The 19375-nt window shown below is 52.9% G+C and carries 21 protein-coding genes; 5 read left to right on the plus strand and 16 right to left on the minus strand.

Translation table 11 applies throughout. From position 1 onward, the window contains the following. Positions 1-15 precede the first annotated feature (15 nt). The gene (locus GALF_RS11630) at positions 16-1173 is read left to right on the plus strand and encodes a glycosyltransferase (protein ID WP_013294262.1); all 1158 of its coding nucleotides are present in this window, start codon (positions 16-18) and stop codon (positions 1171-1173) included. Between the two features lie 6 nt (positions 1174-1179). Here the strand turns inward: GALF_RS11630 and GALF_RS11635 are convergent, their stop codons facing one another. After that, the gene (locus GALF_RS11635; RefSeq protein WP_013294263.1) at positions 1180-2178 is read right to left on the minus strand and encodes a sensor domain-containing diguanylate cyclase; all 999 of its coding nucleotides are present in this window, start codon (positions 2176-2178) and stop codon (positions 1180-1182) included. 278 nt (positions 2179-2456) lie between these two features. On the opposite strand from GALF_RS11635, the gene GALF_RS15760 reads away from it, so the two are divergent. Beyond that, on the plus strand, positions 2457-2621 hold the full coding sequence (locus tag GALF_RS15760; protein WP_013294264.1) for a hypothetical protein: 165 nt from the start codon (positions 2457-2459) through the stop codon (positions 2619-2621). 21 nt (positions 2622-2642) lie between these two features. Here the strand turns inward: GALF_RS15760 and GALF_RS11645 are convergent, their stop codons facing one another. The 10 genes from GALF_RS11645 to GALF_RS11690 all read right to left on the minus strand — a co-directional run bounded on the left by GALF_RS11645 (position 2643) and on the right by GALF_RS11690 (position 11895). Continuing rightward, a complete protein-coding gene (locus GALF_RS11645; protein ID WP_013294265.1) occupies positions 2643-3146 on the minus strand; it encodes a phosphatidylglycerophosphatase A family protein in 504 nt (167 codons plus the stop codon). Beyond that, the gene (thiL, locus tag GALF_RS11650; protein WP_013294266.1) at positions 3130-4071 is read right to left on the minus strand and encodes a thiamine-phosphate kinase; all 942 of its coding nucleotides are present in this window, start codon (positions 4069-4071) and stop codon (positions 3130-3132) included. Before thiL ends, GALF_RS11645 begins: the two co-directional genes overlap by 17 nt. A 40-nt stretch (positions 4072-4111) precedes the next feature. Next, the gene (gene nusB / locus GALF_RS11655) at positions 4112-4585 is read right to left on the minus strand and encodes a transcription antitermination factor NusB (protein ID WP_013294267.1); all 474 of its coding nucleotides are present in this window, start codon (positions 4583-4585) and stop codon (positions 4112-4114) included. Continuing rightward, positions 4582-5034, minus strand: a complete 453-nt coding sequence (gene ribH / locus GALF_RS11660; RefSeq protein ID WP_013294268.1) for a 6,7-dimethyl-8-ribityllumazine synthase — start codon at positions 5032-5034, stop codon at positions 4582-4584. The genes nusB and ribH overlap by 4 nt, the downstream gene beginning before the upstream one ends. 12 nt (positions 5035-5046) lie before the next feature. Next, on the minus strand, positions 5047-6135 hold the full coding sequence (gene ribBA / locus GALF_RS11665; RefSeq protein WP_013294269.1) for a bifunctional 3,4-dihydroxy-2-butanone-4-phosphate synthase/GTP cyclohydrolase II: 1089 nt from the start codon (positions 6133-6135) through the stop codon (positions 5047-5049). Further along, positions 6132-6728 carry a riboflavin synthase gene (locus tag GALF_RS11670; RefSeq protein WP_013294270.1) on the minus strand — a complete coding sequence of 199 codons (597 nt, stop codon included), beginning with the start codon at positions 6726-6728 and terminating at the stop codon, positions 6132-6134. The genes ribBA and GALF_RS11670 overlap by 4 nt, the downstream gene beginning before the upstream one ends. Positions 6729-6730: 2 nt before the next feature. Beyond that, positions 6731-7831 carry a bifunctional diaminohydroxyphosphoribosylaminopyrimidine deaminase/5-amino-6-(5-phosphoribosylamino)uracil reductase RibD gene (gene ribD / locus GALF_RS11675; protein ID WP_013294271.1) on the minus strand — a complete coding sequence of 367 codons (1101 nt, stop codon included), beginning with the start codon at positions 7829-7831 and terminating at the stop codon, positions 6731-6733. Next, positions 7824-8309, minus strand: coding sequence for a transcriptional regulator NrdR (gene nrdR, locus GALF_RS11680; RefSeq protein WP_013294272.1), 486 nt, complete (start codon positions 8307-8309; stop codon positions 7824-7826). The genes ribD and nrdR overlap by 8 nt, the downstream gene beginning before the upstream one ends. Positions 8310-8386: 77 nt before the next feature. Next, the gene (gene glyA, locus GALF_RS11685) at positions 8387-9634 is read right to left on the minus strand and encodes a serine hydroxymethyltransferase (RefSeq protein ID WP_013294273.1); all 1248 of its coding nucleotides are present in this window, start codon (positions 9632-9634) and stop codon (positions 8387-8389) included. 170 nt (positions 9635-9804) lie between these two features. Next, complete coding sequence (locus GALF_RS11690) at positions 9805-11895, minus strand: putative bifunctional diguanylate cyclase/phosphodiesterase (protein WP_190274079.1); 2091 nt, start codon at positions 11893-11895, stop codon at positions 9805-9807. Between GALF_RS11690 and GALF_RS15765 the strand changes: the two genes are divergently transcribed. Beyond that, positions 11851-12096 (plus strand): hypothetical protein, encoded by a 246-nt coding sequence (locus GALF_RS15765; protein ID WP_190274080.1) that lies wholly within the window; start codon positions 11851-11853, stop codon positions 12094-12096. The two genes, GALF_RS11690 and GALF_RS15765, sit on opposite strands and share 45 nt — an antisense overlap. 42 nt (positions 12097-12138) lie before the next feature. Here GALF_RS15765 and GALF_RS15120 read toward each other — a convergent pair whose 3' ends face one another. After that, positions 12139-13527, minus strand: a complete 1389-nt coding sequence (locus tag GALF_RS15120) for a sensor domain-containing diguanylate cyclase (protein ID WP_013294275.1) — start codon at positions 13525-13527, stop codon at positions 12139-12141. 59 nt (positions 13528-13586) lie between these two features. Beyond that, positions 13587-14951, minus strand: a complete 1365-nt coding sequence (pmbA, locus tag GALF_RS11700; RefSeq protein ID WP_041938500.1) for a metalloprotease PmbA — start codon at positions 14949-14951, stop codon at positions 13587-13589. Between the two features lie 77 nt (positions 14952-15028). Here pmbA and yjgA point away from each other — a divergent pair, with 77 nt between their 5' ends. Beyond that, positions 15029-15781, plus strand: coding sequence for a ribosome biogenesis factor YjgA (gene yjgA, locus GALF_RS15970; protein ID WP_013294277.1), 753 nt, complete (start codon positions 15029-15031; stop codon positions 15779-15781). 54 nt (positions 15782-15835) lie between these two features. Here the strand turns inward: yjgA and GALF_RS11710 are convergent, their stop codons facing one another. Together GALF_RS11710 and GALF_RS11715 are read right to left on the minus strand one after the other, a co-directional pair. Beyond that, positions 15836-17299: a methyl-accepting chemotaxis protein gene (locus GALF_RS11710; RefSeq protein WP_013294278.1), complete on the minus strand. Its 1464-nt coding sequence runs from the start codon at positions 17297-17299 to the stop codon at positions 15836-15838. Beyond that, entirely contained in the window at positions 17274-17792 is a 519-nt protein-coding gene (locus tag GALF_RS11715; protein WP_013294279.1) for a PAS domain-containing protein, read from the minus strand. Before GALF_RS11715 ends, GALF_RS11710 begins: the two co-directional genes overlap by 26 nt. A 136-nt stretch (positions 17793-17928) precedes the next feature. Between GALF_RS11715 and GALF_RS11720 the strand changes: the two genes are divergently transcribed. Further along, on the plus strand, positions 17929-18594 hold the full coding sequence (locus tag GALF_RS11720; RefSeq protein WP_013294280.1) for an alpha/beta hydrolase: 666 nt from the start codon (positions 17929-17931) through the stop codon (positions 18592-18594). Positions 18595-18612: 18 nt separating this feature from the next. On the opposite strand, the gene GALF_RS11725 is transcribed toward GALF_RS11720, so the two are convergent. Further along, a complete protein-coding gene (locus GALF_RS11725; protein WP_013294281.1) occupies positions 18613-19374 on the minus strand; it encodes a hypothetical protein in 762 nt (253 codons plus the stop codon). Position 19375: the final 1 nt, after the last annotated feature.

Genomic DNA, 19375 nt, shown 5'->3' on the forward strand with positions numbered 1-19375 from the left:
GTCCGACTACACATCATGAAAATACTGTTTATCTCCGACGTCTATTTTCCGCGCGTCAATGGCGTTTCAACCTCCATACAGACGTTCCGCCATGAATTACGTCAACTGGGTCACACAGTACACCTGATCGCCCCCGAGTACCCGCAGAAAACGGCTGATGACACCGAACTCGTTCGCATACCTGCCAGAGGTGTTCCCATGGATCCTGAAGACCGCTTCATGAGTTACCGTTGCGTGATGGAGCAACTAGCGCGGCTTCAGAACGAGCACTATGACCTGATTCATGTACAGACGCCTTTTGTGGCGCATTATCTAGGTATAAAACTTGCTAAACTGCTGAATATCCCCTGCATCGAGACCTACCACACGTTCTTTGAAGAGTATCTGCACCACTATATCCCGCTGGTGCCGAAACAGCTGATGCGGCAGGTTGCCAAACGATTTTCTCGTCATCAGGGCAACAGCCTGCATGGCATGGTCGTGCCCTCCCGTCCGATGCTGCAAGTTCTCAAAGATTACGGCATCACCACACCGACAGAAGTCATCCCGACCGGCATTGAACCTGCCAGTTTTGTCCCGGGAAATCGCGCAAGCTTCCGCGAGAAATACGACATCGCACAGGACAGGCAAGTCCTGCTGTTTGTCGGCCGCGTTGCTTTCGAAAAAAATATCGGTTTCTTGCTGGGCGCCGTATCGGAAGTCAGAAAGACCCTCCCGAACATTCTGTTTGTCATCGCGGGCGAAGGCCCTGCACTCAAAAGTCTCGAGCTCGATGTCAGGCAAATGGGCCTGATTGATAACGTCAAGTTCATCGGCTATCTGGACAGAAACACCGAATTGAACAGTTGTTACCGCGCGGCTGACATCTTCATCTTTGCCTCCCGCACCGAAACACAGGGACTGGTGTTGCTCGAAGCAATGGCTCAGGGTACCGCAGTCGTCTCAACAGCAGAACTCGGCACGCTTGATGTATTGCGTGAAGGCGCGGGCGTCTGGATTGCACAAGAAACGCTACAGGATTTTTCAGACAAGATCATCAAAATGCTCGCAGATAGCAAGACTCGCGAGGCATTAGGCAGATCAGGTAAGGAATACGCCCATGACTGGTCTGCCACACGCCAGGCCGAACGGATGCTGACATTCTACAAAACGATCTGCAAAACGTCCGCTTAACCCGGCTCATCGCATACCGTGCATATAAAAGCGCAGATCGTTGCGCCCGTCTTTCTTCGCGTGATACATCGCAATATCGGCGTTGATCAGCAGCAGCTTTTCATCTTCGCCGTGCTCAGGATAAGCCGCGATACCGATACTGGCAGAGATGTGAATATCATATTCCAACACGTTAAACGGCTGCTTGAGCGCATGTAAAATTTTCTCGGCAACCACCGTCGCATCCTGTTGCTGTTCGATCGCAGGCAGCAAGACGACAAATTCATCGCCGCCTAAACGCGCAACCGTGTCCGAAGCTCGCACGCTGGACAACAAACGCTGCGCGACCTGTTTTAATAAGAGATCGCCAACATCGTGTCCCAACTCATCATTGACCGGCTTAAAGCGATCCAAATCCAGAAACATCACCGCCATAAACGTTTTGTCGCGGCGCGCCTTGATGACCGCCTGTTGCAGCCGCTCGTTGATCAGCGCGCGGTTAGGCAATTCAGTGAGCAGATCGTAATGCGCCATGTGACGCATGCGCTCTTCCATATTCTTGCGTTCGGTGATATCCGCATGCGTGCCTATCATGCGCATAGGCGTCCCATCCGGCATACGGCTGACGATCATGCCGCGCGCCAGCACCCATTTAACACTACCGTCGCGACATAGCACACGGTGCTCGTTGTAATAAGCTGGCGTTACGCCATCCAGATACGCACGTATCTCGGCATCGACCTGAGTGCGATCTTCCGGGTGAATGCGATTGCGCCAGGCCGCTTCGTTGGCAGCGATATCCTCATCGGTGTAACCGGCCATTTCCTTGTAGCGTGCTGAAAACACAACCGTATCCTGCGGTATATTCCAGTCCCACACGCCGTCCCCGGCCCCTTCCAAGGCAAATTTCCAGCGTTCTTCGCTCTCGAGCAACTTACGGTTAAGGCGAGAAATATCCCAGACAAACCAGAAACCTGCCACCGCTGCGATAGCGGCAATCACACCGATCAGGTAGAGTAGATTCATCTAATCGAACCTGTATCTCGTTGATTTAAAAGGCGGTACGGACTAAGCATGTGCCGGATTAAGTGATCGCGTTTGATTTTGAATCACGATAGTTAGCTTTTTGATACGCAGATATTGCACTGATTAGGCGTTATTTTCAACCCTTTTTATGACAGGCCGATGACAGCATTCATTCAGGTTAAACCGCATCCCATCCTCGCGAAAAATCCGTACCCAAACCGGTTCGCCTTATGAAAATGATGAACGGACCGATAATAAAAGTAACACGGGAGAGCATCATGAACCTGATCGTCAGTATCCAGTATCTGAGCAGCAAGTTAAGCGGAAGAGGCGCGCAGCCAAGTCGTGGAAAATCAGCAAAAAAACCGGCTGCAAAAAAAGACGTGGCACGAGCTCAATCGAGCGAGAGTCGTCTGGGGCAAAAGCTGGACACTTGCGCCTGAGCCGGCCTCAAAACGCCCCGTTTACAACAGGATGCTTTTGATAGCCGCCATGCACAGCAGTGCGTATCCGGCGGCCAGCAGATCATCAAACATCACTCCTAACCCGCCATGCCAGTTGCTATCGAAATACCGTATCGGTGGCGGTTTTATGATATCGAAAAAACGAAACAGTGCAAACGCCAAGAGCTGCCAGTACCACCCCGGCGGGGTAAAGAAAAGTACCAGCAACATTGCAACGATCTCATCCCAGACCATGCCACCGTGATCCGCCACACCGAGCGCGCGCCCGGTAATCTCGCACACCCAGACACCAATCGCAAATGCCCAGATCAGCACAAAGATAAACAGTGCGTCCGACAAGCGCGGTGCCAGATACCAGTACATCGGAAAGGCAACCAGCGTGCCAAAGGTACCGGGTGCTTTGCGTGCTAATCCACTGCCAAATCCAAACGACAAAAAATGCGCCGGATGGCTTAACAAGAATTTCCAGTCGGGTACAACTTTCAATTCATCGGAAGTGGTCATAGCCTGCGCCTTCTGTATCGATTAATTTGCCATCCCCGTCACGCACGAAGCAGCCGTGCCCTGCCACGATGCGCCCCACACAACTGAGCGGCAAATCGATTTCCTGGCCGATCGCCAGCACCTCTGCGTGACGCGATACCGGTGCGGTAAAACACAGCTCATAGTCATCGCCACCCGACAGCAGATAGCTTGCAACAAACCGCCGCCGCACTACGTCTGAGACCGGCAGTGCTAAAAAATCGATTTCGGCGCCAACACCGGAGGCGTCGAGGATGTGCCCCAGATCCGCCAAAAACCCGTCGGAAATATCGATCGCGCTGCCAGCCAGTCCGCGCAGTGCGAGCCCTAATGCCACACGCGGCTGCGGCTGGTGCAGTGCCACCGCACAGGATGCGAACTCATCGTCCTCCAGCCTCACCCGCCCTTGCATGTGAGCCAGCGCCAGCGCCGCATCACCGAGTGTACCTGACACCCAGATTTCATCGCCCACTTGCGCCCCGCTGCGCCGCAACGCCTGCTGCGCGTCCACTTCACCGAAAATCGTCACACACAGGTTAAGCGGCCCGCGCGTCGTATCGCCGCCGACCAGATCAACTCCATAGCGCGCGGCCAGCGCAAAGAATCCCGCTGAGAATTGTTCTAGCCACATGTCATCGGCCGCTGGCAGCGAAATCGCCAGCGTCGCCCAGCGCGGCACAGCCCCCATTGCAGCCAGATCAGACAGATTCACCGCCAGCGTTTTGTGCCCCAACCCATAGGGATCGGCATCGGGGAAAAAATGCGTGCCGGAAACCAGCATATCGGTTGATACCGCCAGCACGCGGCCGGGTGTGGCCTGCAATAACGCGCAATCATCCCCCACACCCAGTAAGGCACCTGGCGTTGCGCGTGTAAAATGACGGCGGATCAGATCAAATTCAGACATGAGTGGGAAGTGGAAAGAACCAGATTTTACTGACCACTCACTACTTCTTGTTATTAGCGAACTCGACCGCGCGAACTTTCGGTGCCAGTTTGTCCAGCACGCCGTTAACGTACTTGTGACCGTCTGTGCCGCCGAACGTCTTGGCAAGTTCGACCGCTTCATTGATGACCACTTTGTAGGGCACATCTAACTGATGAGCCAGTTCAAAACCAGCCAGCAGCAGGACTGAAAATTCGACCGTGCTCAGCTCATCGAGCGCACGATCCAGATAAGGCGTCAACAGAATTTGCAGCTCTTCCTGATTGGCCAGCACACCGCGCAACAATTTCGAATACATGGGCTTATCGTAACGTCCCAGATTCTTTTCGCCTTGCAGATGCGCTTCAATTTCTGTTGCATCGCTGCCCGACACGCGCCACTGATAGACGCCCTGCAACGCCAGTTCGCGCGCACGATGACGCGGACTTTTCTGAACAGCATTTTTAGCCGCTGCGGCCTCTGGAATCAGACTCATGCCAGTTCACGCAACAGATTAGCCATTTCAATTGCAGCCTGTGCTGCTTCCGCCCCCTTAATGCTGATACGCGCAAGCGCCTGATCATCGGTATCCGTCGTTAAAATCGCATTGGCGATCGGCACACCGCACGCCAGTTGCACATCGTTCACGCCGCGTGCCGATTCGTTCGAAACCACCTCAAAGTGATAGGTATCGCCACGGATCACCGCACCTAGCGCGATCAGCGCATCGTATTTTTCGCTATCGGCCATGTGCAATAGCGCAACGGGGATTTCCAAGGCGCCTGGCACGGTCGCGAGCGTAATGTCGTCATCGGAGACCCCCAGACGCACCAGTTCCGCACGACAGGATGCCATCAATCCCTCGCATACTTCAGGATTAAAGCGGCTTTGCACCATACCAATACGCAACCCGTTGCCATTCAAATTCTTTTCTAGTTCTTGCATAGTCCCGCTCCTTTATTCGTGGCCGGCATAACCGACAACTTCCAATCCAAAACCTGTCATGCTGGGCATCTTGTGCGGTGTTGCCAGCAGGCGCATTTTTCCCACGTTCAAATCGCGCAATATCTGTGCACCGATACCGTAACTACGCGAATCCCACTGCGGCTGAGTCGTCGCATCGTTCATCGCCCGCGCCAGTAAGTTCTGCGGCGTCTCGCCGCGATGCAGCAACACCAGGACCCCAGCCTTAACCTGAGACATTTTTTGCATCGCCTCATGCACGCTGGTCGACTGCCCGGACGGCTTTTGCTCGAGAAAGTCGATGACAGACAGCGGTTCATGGACGCGTACCAGCGTCTCTTGCTGCGGGTTAATTTCCCCCTTCACCAGTGCCAGATGGGTGCGTTGCGTCGTTTTATCGACGTAAGTGGCCAGATTGAATTCGCCATACGCGGTCTGCACAGGACGAATCGCAACACGCTCGACCAGTTTTTCATTCTGGCTACGATGTTCGATCAGATCCGCGATCGTGCCGATCTTAAGGTTGTGCAGCCTAGCATAGTCGATCAGATCCGGCAGACGCGCCATCTCGCCATCGTCTTTGAGTATTTCACAGATCACGGAGGATGGCGTCAGTCCCGCCATCTGCGCCAGATCACACCCCGCTTCGGTGTGGCCTGCACGCACCAGCACACCGCCATTTTGCGCGCGCAGCGGAAAGATATGCCCCGGCTGCACGATGTCGGCCGGTGTCGCATTTTTATCCACGGCAGCCAGCACCGTGCGGGCACGGTCACCCGCCGAAATTCCGGTGGTCACGCCGCTTGCCGCTTCGATAGAAATCGTGAAATTGGTCGCCAATTGCAAGCCGTTTTCCTGCACCATCAAGGGCAGATTAAGCTTACGGCAATGCGCTTCGGTGAGCGTCAGGCAAATCAGCCCGCGCGCATGACGCGCCATAAAATTGATTTTTTCCGGCGTGGCAAATTCAGCGGCAAAAACAATGTCGCCCTCATTTTCGCGGTCTTCCTCATCCACCAGAATGACCATATTGCCGGCACGAATTTCTTCGATGATTTCCTGTATCGGTGAAATTCCGTTCATTGCACTTCTTTCTGCATCATTCGTTCTACATAGCGGGCGATCAGATCGATCTCTAAATTCACCTGCGCCCCCGTTTTTAATTCATTCAAGGTCGTCACATCCAGCGTATGCGGAATCAAATTCACTTCAAATTCCGCACCGGCGACATGGTTGACGGTCAGACTCACCCCGTTGATGGTGATGGAACCTTTCACCGCGATGTATTTTGCAAGCGACTGAGGCGCACGCACCACTAAGCGCCAGCTCTCGCCGATATCGTTGAATGCGACAACCGATCCCACGCCATCGACATGACCGCTGACCAAATGTCCGCCCAACCGGTCAGACAGTCGCAAGGCCTTTTCCAGATTGACATGAGCGCCCTGATGAGCAAGTCCTACGGTGCAGCTCAAGGTTTCGCGTGAGACATCGACGGTAAACTCGCGCCCGGACAGTGTGACGACAGTCAGGCACACGCCGTTCACCGCAATGCTGTCGCCTATCTGCACATCATCCATACCCAGCACCTCAGCCTCAACCGACAGGCGCAAGCCGCCCTCACGGTCAACCGCACGGGTGATAATGCCGACATCTGCAATGATTCCACTAAACACAATTAAACTCCTTTATCGTCATTTCTGACTGTAACAGTGATACGTAAATCGCGACCGACTTGCCGTACATCCTGCCATTTAAGATCAACGCGCTGATCGAGCGCTGTCAGTTCGCCCAAAGCCGCTATGCCGCGCGCACTGCTGCCTAGCAACTGAGGCGAGATATACAGCAGCATTTCATCGACGAGTTCCGCGCGCAGCAACGCGCCATTGAGCACGGCTCCTGCCTCAACCAATATCTCATTGCATCCGCGCGATGCCAGATCGCGCATCACAGCAGGTAAATCCACCCGCCCGTCTGTACCGGGCAGAAGCACCACTTCAGCGCCTGCCTGTTGCAGGCGCTCAATTTTATGATCATCTCGCAGTGCGGCATAAATCAGCACACCGCCTTGCAAGATGCGTGCGTCAAGCGGCATGCGCAAATGACTGTCCAGCACCACCCGCTTAGGCTGACGCTCAACGTCAATTTCTCGCACATTCAACTGCGCATCGTCGGCCAAAATGGTGTTGATACCCGTCAACACGGCACAAGAACGCGCCCGCCAGTGCTGCACATCAAGCCTTGCATCAGCCCCGGTGATCCACTGACTGACGCCGTTAGACAGCGCGGTTCGCCCGTCCAGACTCATACCGACTTTGCTTCTGACTTGCGGCAACCCGCGCGTCATGCGCGCGCAAAAACCGGCATTCAACTCACGCGCTGCGGCTTCCATCAATCCGCAATCAACCGAAATTCCCGCTGCACGCAATTTCGCGATACCGCGGCCCGCCACCTGCGGATTCGGATCCTGCATCGCCACCACGACACGCGCGACACCAGCATGAATCAGCGCGTCGCAACATGGCGGTGTACGGCCGTAATGACTGCAAGGCTCCAGCGTAACGTAGGCCGTCGCACCGTGTGCGGCATCGCCCGCATCGAGCAAGGCATACACTTCCGCGTGCGGCTCACCGGCTTTTTTGTGCCAGCCCGCCCCCAGCAAATTCCCGTCGCGCACCAGCACACAACCGACACGCGGATTCGGACTGGTGCTGTAAAGGCCGCGCTCTGCCAGTTGAAGCGCCTGCGCCATCCAACGGCTGTCTTCCGCGCTAACCATTTTCAGGCTTATCACCGGCGCGCGAAGGCGTCCTTCGTACAGCCTTCACCGCATCGGCGAAATCCCCGACATCCTGAAAACTCTTGTAAACGGAGGCAAAACGAATATAGGCCACTTTGTCGAGCTTCAACAATGCCTGCATCACCAATTCGCCCACATGGCGCGAGTCCACCTCACGTTCACCCAAGGCATACAGCTTGTGAGTGACCGTATCGATTGCCGCGTCCACCATTTCGGTCGACACAGGGCGCTTATGCAAGGCGCGGGTAAAACTGGTACGAAGTTTCCCGGAATCGAATTCGCAGCGAATGCCGTTCTGTTTGACGACCTGCGGCATACGCAACTCCACCATCTCATAGGTGGTGAAGCGCTTATCGCAAGACACACAGCGACGACGACGACGGATACTGTCGCCCGCCTCGCTCTCGCGGGTATCTACCACCTGAGTGTCGTGACCTTTACAGAACGGACATTTCATAAAATCAAGGAGCGAGGAACAAGGAGTGAGGAGCGAGGGTAAATGCTTTCCCCCAATCCTCCATCCCAGATCCTGCTTTACGCGCCGTAGACCGGGAACTTGGCTGTCAATGTTTTCACTTGCGCGACCACGTTTGCGATCACAGCCTCATCGTTCGGCGCATCGAGCACGTCGGCAATCAGATTCGCCAGCAGTTCGGCTTCGAGCTCCTTGAAACCGCGCGTTGTCATCGCAGGACTGCCGATACGAATGCCTGAGGTGACGAATGGTTTTTGCGGATCATTCGGAATGGCGTTCTTATTGACGGTGATGTGCGCACGTCCCAAAGCGGCTTCTGCATCCTTGCCGGTGAGATTCTTGGCTTGCAGATCAACCAGAAACACGTGACTGTCCGTGCGGCCTGAAACGATGCGCAGACCGCGCTCTTTCAACACGCGTGTCATCACCCGTGCATTTTCAACCACTTGACGCTGATAGACCTTGAACTCTGGACTTGCCGCTTCCTTGAAGGCAACCGCTTTAGCAGCAATCACATGCATCAGCGGACCGCCTTGCAGACACGGGAAAATCGCAGAGTTGAGCGCTTTTTCGTGCTCAGCCTTGGCCAAAATCAGGCCGCCGCGCGGACCGCGCAGAGTCTTGTGTGTGGTCGTTGTGACGAAATCGGCAATACCAACCGGAGAAGGATAGACGCCTGCCGCAATCAAACCTGCGTAGTGCGCCATATCAACAAACAAATAAGCACCTACGCTGTCGGCGATTTGACGGAAACGCTTCCAGTCAACTACCAGCGCATAGGCCGAGGCCCCTGCGACGATCATCTTAGGCTTATGTTCCGTTGCCAATGCCTGCACCTGATCGTAGTCGATTTCCTCTTTATCATTCAGGCCGTACTGGATCGCGTTGTACAGCTTGCCGCTGATATTGACCGAAGCGCCGTGGGTCAAATGACCGCCGTGCGCCAGAGACATACCCAAAATGGTGTCGCCCGGCTTCAACACGGACACATAGACCGCCTGATTGGCTTGCGAACCGGAATGCGGTTGCACGTTAGCGTATTCCGCACCAAACAACGCCTTTGCACGGTCGATTGCCAGTTGCTCGGCCACATCCACATATTCACAACCGCCGTAGTAACGCTTGCCGGGATAGCCCTCTGCGTACTTGTTAGTGAGCTTAGTGCCCTGCGCTTCCATCACAGCACAACTCGTGTAATTTTCAGACGCGATCAGCTCGATGTGATCTTCCTGACGCTGATTTTCATTCTGAATCGCAGCCCACAATTCGGGGTCGGTGACGGCAATGGTATTTTTGCTTGAAAACATGGCGAACAATCCTGATAGAAATTTTTAAGGTCGACAATTCTACCATGTACCGCACATAAAAATAACGCCGCACACTGGCAAAAACGCCATATCACTCAACTGCGATATCATCTCACAACAGATTCGCGACAGCCTAGCCGCAGGGCACGCTACCTATATCAGGCAGAATTTCATCGCACCGAAACCCGTTTTTTTGTTGCAGGACCGCTATTATTCCTGATGAAACACTCAAATTCATCGATGGCTACAGGCTTACTAAAGAGATAGCCTTGAAGAAAATCGCATTGATGCACCGAGCTTAAAAAGTAACGCTGAGCCTCATTTTCAACGCCTTCAGCGACCACTTTGAGCTTCAAATTATGCGCCAGATTAATCGTTGCAGCACAAATGACAACCGCACTGTCCTCTGTTTCAATATTTCTGACGAACGACTGATCGACCTTTAACTGATCAAGCGGCAATCGGCTCAAGTAGGCTAACGAAGAATACCCGGTACCAAAATCATCCAGCGCAAAGGTAATGCCCGCCTCCTTCAACAAATTCATCTTGACGATGATGCTCTCCGCATCGCTGACCAGCATGCTTTCAGTCAGTTCCAGTTTAAGCCGCCGTGGATTTGCCCCCGTTTCTTCAATCAAACCCATGACAGTCGTCACAAAATCTTCCTGTTTCAACTGACGCGCACTGACATTCACCGCAATGGTCAGATCTCGCGTATCGTCGCGACTCGACCAGTCTGACAGCTGCCTGCACGCTGTTTTAAGTACCCAGTTGCCCAACGGCACGATCAGCCCGGTTTCCTCTGCCAGAGGAATAAAATCTGCAGGGGATACTATCCCTCGAATCGAATGACGCCAGCGCACTAACGCTTCAGCACCGGCAACCCGGCCCTCGCGAGATATAACAGGCTGATAACAAATATAAAACTGCTCCTGCAGCAGCGCATCTTTAAAATCCTTTTCCAGTGCCACGCGAGCCAGTATCGAGGCCTGCATTTCAGGATCGAAAAAGCGCAGCGTATTACGGCCCGCTTTTTTAGCCTGATACATGGCAATATCAGCCTGTTTGAGTAAATCCTCCGCCGTCTGACAATGCTCGTCAAATAAAGCAATGCCAATACTCGCTCCCGACTGATACTCATGCCCGGCCAAATCATAACTCTGGTTGAGCGTATCAATAATTTTCCTGCCGATCTGTTTAGCCTGTGCAGCGGCCTCATGCAAATTACCCGCGAGCCCGTCAAGCAACACCACAAACTCGTCGCCGCCTAACCTTGCCACTGTATCGCACGTACGCACGCAGGTAAGCGTGCGTTCTGCCACCTGCTTTAACAGCAGATCGCCGATATCGTGGCCCAGTGTATCGTTAATCTTTTTAAACTTATCCAAATCAATAAACATCAGTGCAACATGACGACCATCCCGCAAGCTGAACGAAACCGAATGACGGAGACGGTCGAGCAACAACCTGCGATTCGGCAATTGTGTCAGCGGGTCATAGAACGCGAGATTATGTATCCTGTCTTCAGAGGCTTTGCGCGCGGTAATGTCAACCTGCGATGAAACATAGTGCACCACGCTGCCATCGAAAGACTTAACCTCCGTGATCGTTAACCACTTTGGATATATCTCACCATTTTTGCGCCGATCCCAGATTTCCCCGCTCCATTGCCCTGTATTCTTGATGCATTGCCACATCGCAGCGTAAAAATCCGCGTCGTGCCGTCCGGATTTAAGCAAACGAGGTGTTTGCCCAACCGCCTCTTCAGAGGAATAGCCGGTAATGTCTGTGAATGCCTGATTAACCCGCAGTATGACGCCCTTACTGTCGGTAATCATAATGCCGTCTTGCGCCTCGAAAGCCGTTGCCGAAATAAGCAACTCCTGCTCGGTTTCCCGCTGCTTATGAAGCATTTCATCAAGTTCGCTGTTTAAAGTGCTTACCTGCGAATGCGCCAGCTTGATTTCGGCCAGTTCAACTTCGGATTTTTTACGGTAGCGATGCATCGCCTCGATCGAAAAAGAAACCAGTAACCCGTCGACTAAAAATACCAAATTCGACCAGGCCATAATTTTGAGACCTTCGTTCTCGAATGAATAAAAAGGCGGTATAAAAAAATAGGTCGCAAACCCCACCCCCATCGCCATGGCAAGCAGCCCGGCCCGGCACCCCCAAAAAATGGCAGCCAGCGTGATCGCAGGAAAAAAAGTGACGTATTGCAATCCGGCATCGACCGGCGCAATGGCCAGGCGGATAAACAAGGCAAGACTCATTATTACGACCGTAAAAAGCAGTTCAATCCAAAAACTGCTCACATCCCGAGGATCGATAGTCATATTTTTAAACATATTTTGAAATCATTTAAATTTTATATTGCTGGTAGCAGCGCCTTGAGCAGCGATGCGGAACACATCACCACAATGGCATCCGCCGAACGGCTTGACGATGCACCGCTGACATAAATCAGTCAGCCTACAAAACGAATACCCACCGAAAATTATTTATCAATTTGCCATACGGTAACATCCGCGCCCCTGCTCTTTGGCGACATACATAGCACTGTCAGCCTGCGATAAAAGCTCGGTGGTATTTTTCGCATCACGTGGATAGATCGCCACCCCCACACTGGCCGAGATATTGACAATCGCACCGTTTACCTCAAAAGGCTCTGACAACGCCTTAACGATCAGAGCGGCCACCCGCTCAACATCCTCGAGCGAATCGATTTGCGGCAAAATAGCAGTAAATTCGTCACCGCCCATACGCGCGACCGTATCTGACTCCCGCACCGATGCCGTAAGGCGTTCAGCCACCTTCACCAGCAGCGCGTCACCGGCCTCATGCCCCAGACTATCGTTGACCTCTTTGAATAAATCCAGATCAATAAACAGCAGCGCCAGCAAACAACCCGCACGATGAGCCCCTCTGATTTCATGCTCCAGCCGGTCGCAAAAAAGTCTGCGGTTAGGCAACTGCGTCAGCATATCGTAATTGGCTTGCCGCCAGATAATTTCGTCGGCCTGCTTTTTCTCGGTCACGTCAGAAAAAATAGCAACGTACATTCGCTTCGAGCCATCTTCATTGAACAGGACGTTGATCGACAACCATTCGGCAAACAACTCACCATTTTTGCGTTTATTCCACAGCTCACCGCTCCAGTGCCCCATGTCCGCCAAACTTTGCCACATACGCTGGTAAAATGCAGGGGACTGCTTGCCTGAGCAAAGAATGTTCGGGTTCTTGCCGGCTACTTCGCTTAGCGAATAGCCCGTCATAGCAGTAAAAGCGGGGTTGACGGTAATAATATGGTTTTGCGGGTCGGTCACCAGCACCGCTTCGGATGCGGATTCAAAAATTGATGCTGCCAGCTGCAAATCGTCCACATATTTTCGTATTTCCCTGTGGGACAATCTTAGATCAAGATGAGCCATCACACTGTCAGCCAGCGTCTTGATCGCATCGAGCTGCTCAGCGCTCAATTGCCGCGGCTGCTGATCGAAAACACACAACGTACCCAGACGATAACCGGATTCAGTCACTAGCGGCACACCCGCATAAAAACGCAGATTTAGCCCGCCTTCCACAAACGGATTATCACAAAAGCGCTCATCCTCCAGCGTGTTGGGAACGATCATGGTCTCCTGCTGCAAAATCGTGTGCGCGCAGAAAGCAACGTCGCGGGGCGTTTCACTTACCTCTACCCCGACAATCGCCTTAAACCACTGACGATGCTCATCGATCAGACTGATTGCGGCAAAAGGGGTATGACAAATATAGGATGCCAACTGCACCATACTGTTGAATACGGCTTCGGGCTCAGTATCGAGAATACCGTATTTTCTGAGTTCTTCCAGACGTTCACGCTCGTTATGCGGAAGGGGTGCAATTTTCATAGAAAACCTCTTTATTTAGTGCCTATTGGTGCCCGCAACATAAAAATCGCCGCCTGTAATTAAGATCCCGCGACCGTCATGCCTTCCAGCAATATCGAGCCGCATTGCCTTGAACCCTGCACGAGCACATCCGAACCCACCGCGACAATATTGCGATACATCTCCTTCAAATTACCCGCGATAGTCACTTCATGCACCGGATACTGTATCTGGCCGTTCTCAACCCAGAAACCCGCCGCGCCACGCGAATAATCGCCGGTAATCCCGTTCACGCCCTGCCCCAACAATTCAGTGACCAGCAGCCCGCGATGCATGGTCTTGAGCAACCCTGCCAGATCAAGCTCACCGCAGGGCTGCAAGATCAGATTATGGTTACCGCCCGAATTACCGGTTGAGCGCAGCCCCAGTTTCCGCGCGGAGTAACTGCCCAGAAAATAGCCGCGCAGCACACCGTCTTCAACGATGTTTCGGTGCTGCGTTTTGACGCCTTCATCATCGAAGGGACTGGATGCCAGCCCTCTGCGAATATCCGGTACATCAGAAATCTGAATATGGGATGAAAAAACCGGCTTATCGAGCTGATCTAACAAAAAGGAGGATTTGCGATACAGACTGCCGCCGCTCACCGCGCCGACAAAATGCCCGAGCAGACTGGCCGCAACCGACGCTTCAAACAGCACAGGCACCTGCATCGTTGCAATCTGTCGCGCGCCCAACCTCCGCACCGTGCGTTCTGCTGCGATGCGTCCCACGGCCACCGCGCCCAACAAATCGTCCGCGCTGCGCGCGACGCTATACCAGTAATCGCGCTCCATCGCGTCCATCTGCTCGGCAATCACCGAGCAACTCACGCTGTGGCGCGAAGTCGGATAACCGCCGATAAAGCCCAGACTATTGGCAAAAACAAACTGCGCCTCATGGACATTGACCGTCGCCCCTTCCGAATTCTGGATGCGCGGATCCGCGTCCAACGCCGCCTGCTCGCACTCCGCCGCCAGCTCAATGGCCTTCTCAACCGACAAATCCCAGGGATGATACAAATCCAGATCCGGAAATTCGCTCGCCAGACTGTCCGCTTCGGGCAGGCCCGAACAATCGTCCTTCGCCGTGTAGCGGGCAATCGACAACGCCGCGTCCACCGTGTCACGAACCGCCTGAGCCGAAAAATCCGATGTACTGGCATTGCCGCGCTGCTGGCCAAAATAGACCGTAACGCCAAGCCCCTTATCCCGGTTGTATTCGATGGTCTCGACTTCACCGTGTCGCACCGTGACAGCCTGACCAAACCCCTCTGAAACTTCAGCGGATGCGGACGTTGCGCCCTGTTGCCGTGCATAATCCAGCATGTCCTGCGCGATGCGGCGCAAACTTTCAGCCGAATTAGCAAAGCGTTCCGGCGTCATGGGATATTGCTCAGATGACATAGGTTTGTTCATAACTTCAAGCGGTAAAATGACGAAAGGCGCTATCATAGCAGCATCTTAAAGCCACATTGCATACCATGAACCCGCACGACGACGACAAAGACAGCAAAAACCATCAAAATATCAACGAGTTCGACGATGAAGACCGTGACGATCTGATCGAAGAAGATGAGGAAGAGACCTACGATCTCGACGAAGAAGAATACGACGAGGACGAGTCCGACGAAGATGACGACGAATCCGATACTGGCGAAGAAGAGGACGAATCCAAGAAAAATTCTGCCCCTGCGCGCCCGAAACCGCAAGGACGCGGCCTGCGTAGCTTAGCCGTTGTCGAAGAAGAGGAAGAACTCCCGCCCAGCAAAACCAAGATTAAGAAGCAAATGCACGATTTGCGCGATCTGGGCGAAGAATTGACTGAGCTGGGTAAAGACCAGCTCGCCCAGCTCGACATTCCCGAGAGCTTGCGCGATGCGATAAAAGACATGCACCGCATCAAATCATTCGGTGCCAAACGTCGCCAGCTTCAATATATCGGCAAGCTAATGCGCGATGTAGAAATAGATCCCATCGTCGCAAAACTGAATACCTGGAAGGGCACATCGCAACAGCATATCGGCTATATGCATCAGATTGAGCGCTGGCGCGAACGCCTGCTGGAGGGCGATGCCGCACTCACTGAATTGTTAGCCGCCTATCCTGACACCGACGTGCAGCGCCTACGCACCTTGATACGCAATTCCCTCAAGGAGCGGGAAGCGGGGAAACCGGGTAAAAACTTCCGTGAAATTTTCCAGATACTGCGGGAAACCATCCCTCAACCCGTCTGACCTTATCTGACAGCAATAAAAAAGGGCGCTTAGCGCCCTTTTTTATTGCTGTGCCTATCTGCGCACCATATCCGGATGTTTTTCCAGCACAATCTGGTTAAGTACATGCATGACTTCGGCACTGGCGGCTTCTACTTCTGACATTTCATCGATAATTTTTTCCTGAACGCTCACGTCACGTTCCCAACCGCTGTCGAGCAAAACCATCGTTTTGTGCACGCCGTCATGCACCTTGGCATGTGGCTCGCTTAGCGTACGATAAGATGGCATTGCACCGAACACTTCCTTACCCTCGATTTCATACCACTTGCCCAAACGGCAATTGTGATGATCCACACCCGCAGCCTTACGCAACTCGCCATCGTCAGCTTTATTGATCAAGGCATACGCACGCTGCTTGTAAATCACATGGTCCACCTTGACCAGCGATGAAAAACTCAAATCCTGTGCATAATTGGCACTATTGAGGGTGATTTTGGCAGATTCATAGAATCGTCCAAAACGTTCCTCCAAGCGTGCAATAACGCCTTGTGAAGAGTCCGTAATTTCGTGCATCTCCTCAGAATCCGCGAGCATCCTGACGGCTTCTCCCTGCAACATCTGCATCACCCGTCCAATCGATTCAGAGGCATTTTTAGTATTTTCGGCCAGCTTGCGCACTTCATCGGCCACCACCGCAAAACCGCGTCCCGCTTCACCGGCTCTTGCCGCCTCGATTGCCGCATTCAAGGCCAGCAAATTAGTCTGATCGGCAATCGACGTAATCAGACCAACCGCTTTATTGATCTCCGCACTGCGCGCGTTGAGCCGCGTGATCGACTCGTTGGCTTGTTTAACGCGCTCGGTAATGCCTGACAGGCGCGCGACAACATCTTTGACAGAGGCTTGACTTGCCTCGGCATCCTCACTGTTGCGTTGTGCGAGCATTGCCAATTCAGCCATATTATCCGTGATGATTTTCAAATCTTCCTGGTTGAAAGCCAGATTGGTCATGAGATTCTGATTATTCAAATGATGCGCTTTGGATAACAGGTTATCGCGCATCGCGCTCTTTTTCTGGGCAGCCATGCCTTCTAGCAAGACGTTCTGATTGGCCAATCCCTTTCTGAATCCACCATGCATCCCGCCGTTCATTGCGCTGCGGTTAAAATTTCCGCTCAGATTAGCCCTGAAACTGGTTTCCTGTTCGCGAAAAAAGGCTCCCAACTGATCCAGCATATCGTTTACATTCCAACACAGAACGCCGATCTCATCCTTATCTGAAACACCGATAATACGGTTATTGAACTGTCCGGTTGCCACCGCGCTGATCACCGAATTCAGCTGAGCCAAAGGCTTCAGCCATTGCTTCACCAGCCACTGCCCCGCCGCCGACACGGCAATCCCTGCGAATAAAAACACCAGCATTAATGCATCCACTCCATGACGCACGAAACTGACGAGTATAATAACCAGCACCCCGATCGAAAATGACCAGAGCAACAGGGATACTCTAGATTGCAAGGACAAGTTCATCATAGCTGAGCCCCTTTTCATTCAGTACATCGACTAACATTTTAGTGGAGGCAGCTACCGCACCAGCTGGACCGACGCGTTTTTCTTCTTCCAACATCGCCGCATATAATGCGGAAACGACCTGAATCCCGCTCATTTTCGGCTTGCGGCGTATCGACAGATACCCTGTGATCTTGCCTTGCGGATCAAAGGTCGGCGTCACATTGGCAAACACCCAGTAAAAACCACCGTCTTTAGACATATTTTTGACATAGGCGAAACATTCGCTGCCTGCCTGTATCTTGTCCCAGAGAAGTTGAAACACACCGCGCGGCATATCCGGATGGCGAATAATGTTGTGCTGCGTCCCAATCAATTCAGACTCGGTGTAACCGGAAAATTCGATGAAGATTCGGTTACCATAGGTAATGCGCCCTTTGAGATCGGTCATGGAAACGATAAAATCGTCCTCACGCATCACTCTTTCGACTAAAGTCGGTGTTATTGATCTTTTCATTTCTCTCCCTGCACTGTTTTAGCGGACGTCAACGCACAATCAGACGACATCGCCATTTGTCAAATTATACAGTTCTTTACTTTACTGGTGTTAAATGCTATCCGACTACAATAGTGTTTTAAATTAGGAGTACTACATGACCTCAATTCTTCCGCACATTTCACTAGACTCGGGAAACCACCCGCAATACAGTATTATTTGGTTGCATGGCTTAGGCGCTGACGGGCAGGATTTTGTGCCGATGGTTGAAGAATTAAGTTTACCCGTCGCAATTCACTATGTTTTTCCTCATGCGCCACACCGTCCGGTCACCGTCAACGGGGGCTATGTGATGCGCGCCTGGTACGATATTTCCGGCAATGATATTAGCGCGCAGCAAGATGCACTGGGGATACGAGATTCAAAAATATCGATCGATGCGCTGATTGCGGCCGAAGTCGCACGCGGAATTGCTCACGAACATATCTTTCTAGCCGGTTTCTCACAAGGCGGCGCGATTGCACTGCATACGGCCTTGCGGCAGAACATCCCTTTAGGGGGCGTACTGGTACTATCCGCTTACTTACCGCTAGCCGAAACGGCAGGTGCAGAAGCCTCCGCTCAGTCAAGAAAAACGCCCGTCTTTATGGCGCACGGACGCAGTGACCCCATAGTACCTTGCTCTCTAGGGCTTGCCGCCAAGGCTCAACTCAGCGCCTTAGGGTATACCGTCGACTGGCACGACTACCCGATGCAGCACACCGTCAGCGAAACTGAATTGCGCGATATCGAGGCTTGGCTGACTAACAGGATTCAGAAGTAAACAACGGATTCCTGATCTTCAAAATTCATATTCAAGCTGGGTCCTGAGCGTGTGAGCCGGTGCGGCAGCGCTGACGCCCACTAGCCAGGCTGCGTTGTATTTAATGGCCTGCCGGTGGCCCAGAGAAATTTTTCCGAAAAGAGCGGGCCCCATACGATGGCTCTGTGCTGCGGGCTGTGACCAGCTATCCCACTTACCGAATTCACCCAGCCCCTGCATGCCAAATTCCAGTGACGGCTTCCAGCGGTACTTGATTTGCCACTGACTAGCCAAATTGGTGCTGAAGGGAACACCGCTTTCATCCTTCATGCCGAATGCGCGCACAAATAACAGATTGCCGTTGAGCTGAAATTTACCGATTTCCGTCTGCAATAAGGGGCCCACTCTGAGCTCCCACGGCGCAGCTCCTGACAAGGGCACTTCCAACTCGGCCAACATCCCTAAATCGAGCAGATATTGCCCTGTTTCAGTGAGCAGCCATTTGTTTTCCCACTCGGCAAGCGTTGCCCGCGCGCCCCCGTTATGCTCCTGCTTTAAATACAGTTCAGTGAACCAGTGATCCGTCACGCCATACCCGAGTCCTATTCCGGCCACCTGCTGACCGCTACCGTCAACAGGGGCTGCAGAACCCAGCTTGAGCCCCAATTCACGCTCACCCTGCTCAATGGCTGTTGTATAAACGTAATCGGCAGCGCCTGCATACACAAATTGAACATACAGCACTAAGATGATTTTAACTAAATTGCCTAGTTGATTGCCTATGATGCGAGCGCTGAACATG

Source organism: Gallionella capsiferriformans ES-2 (assembly GCF_000145255.1).
Lineage (GTDB): Bacteria > Pseudomonadota > Gammaproteobacteria > Burkholderiales > Gallionellaceae > Gallionella > Gallionella capsiferriformans.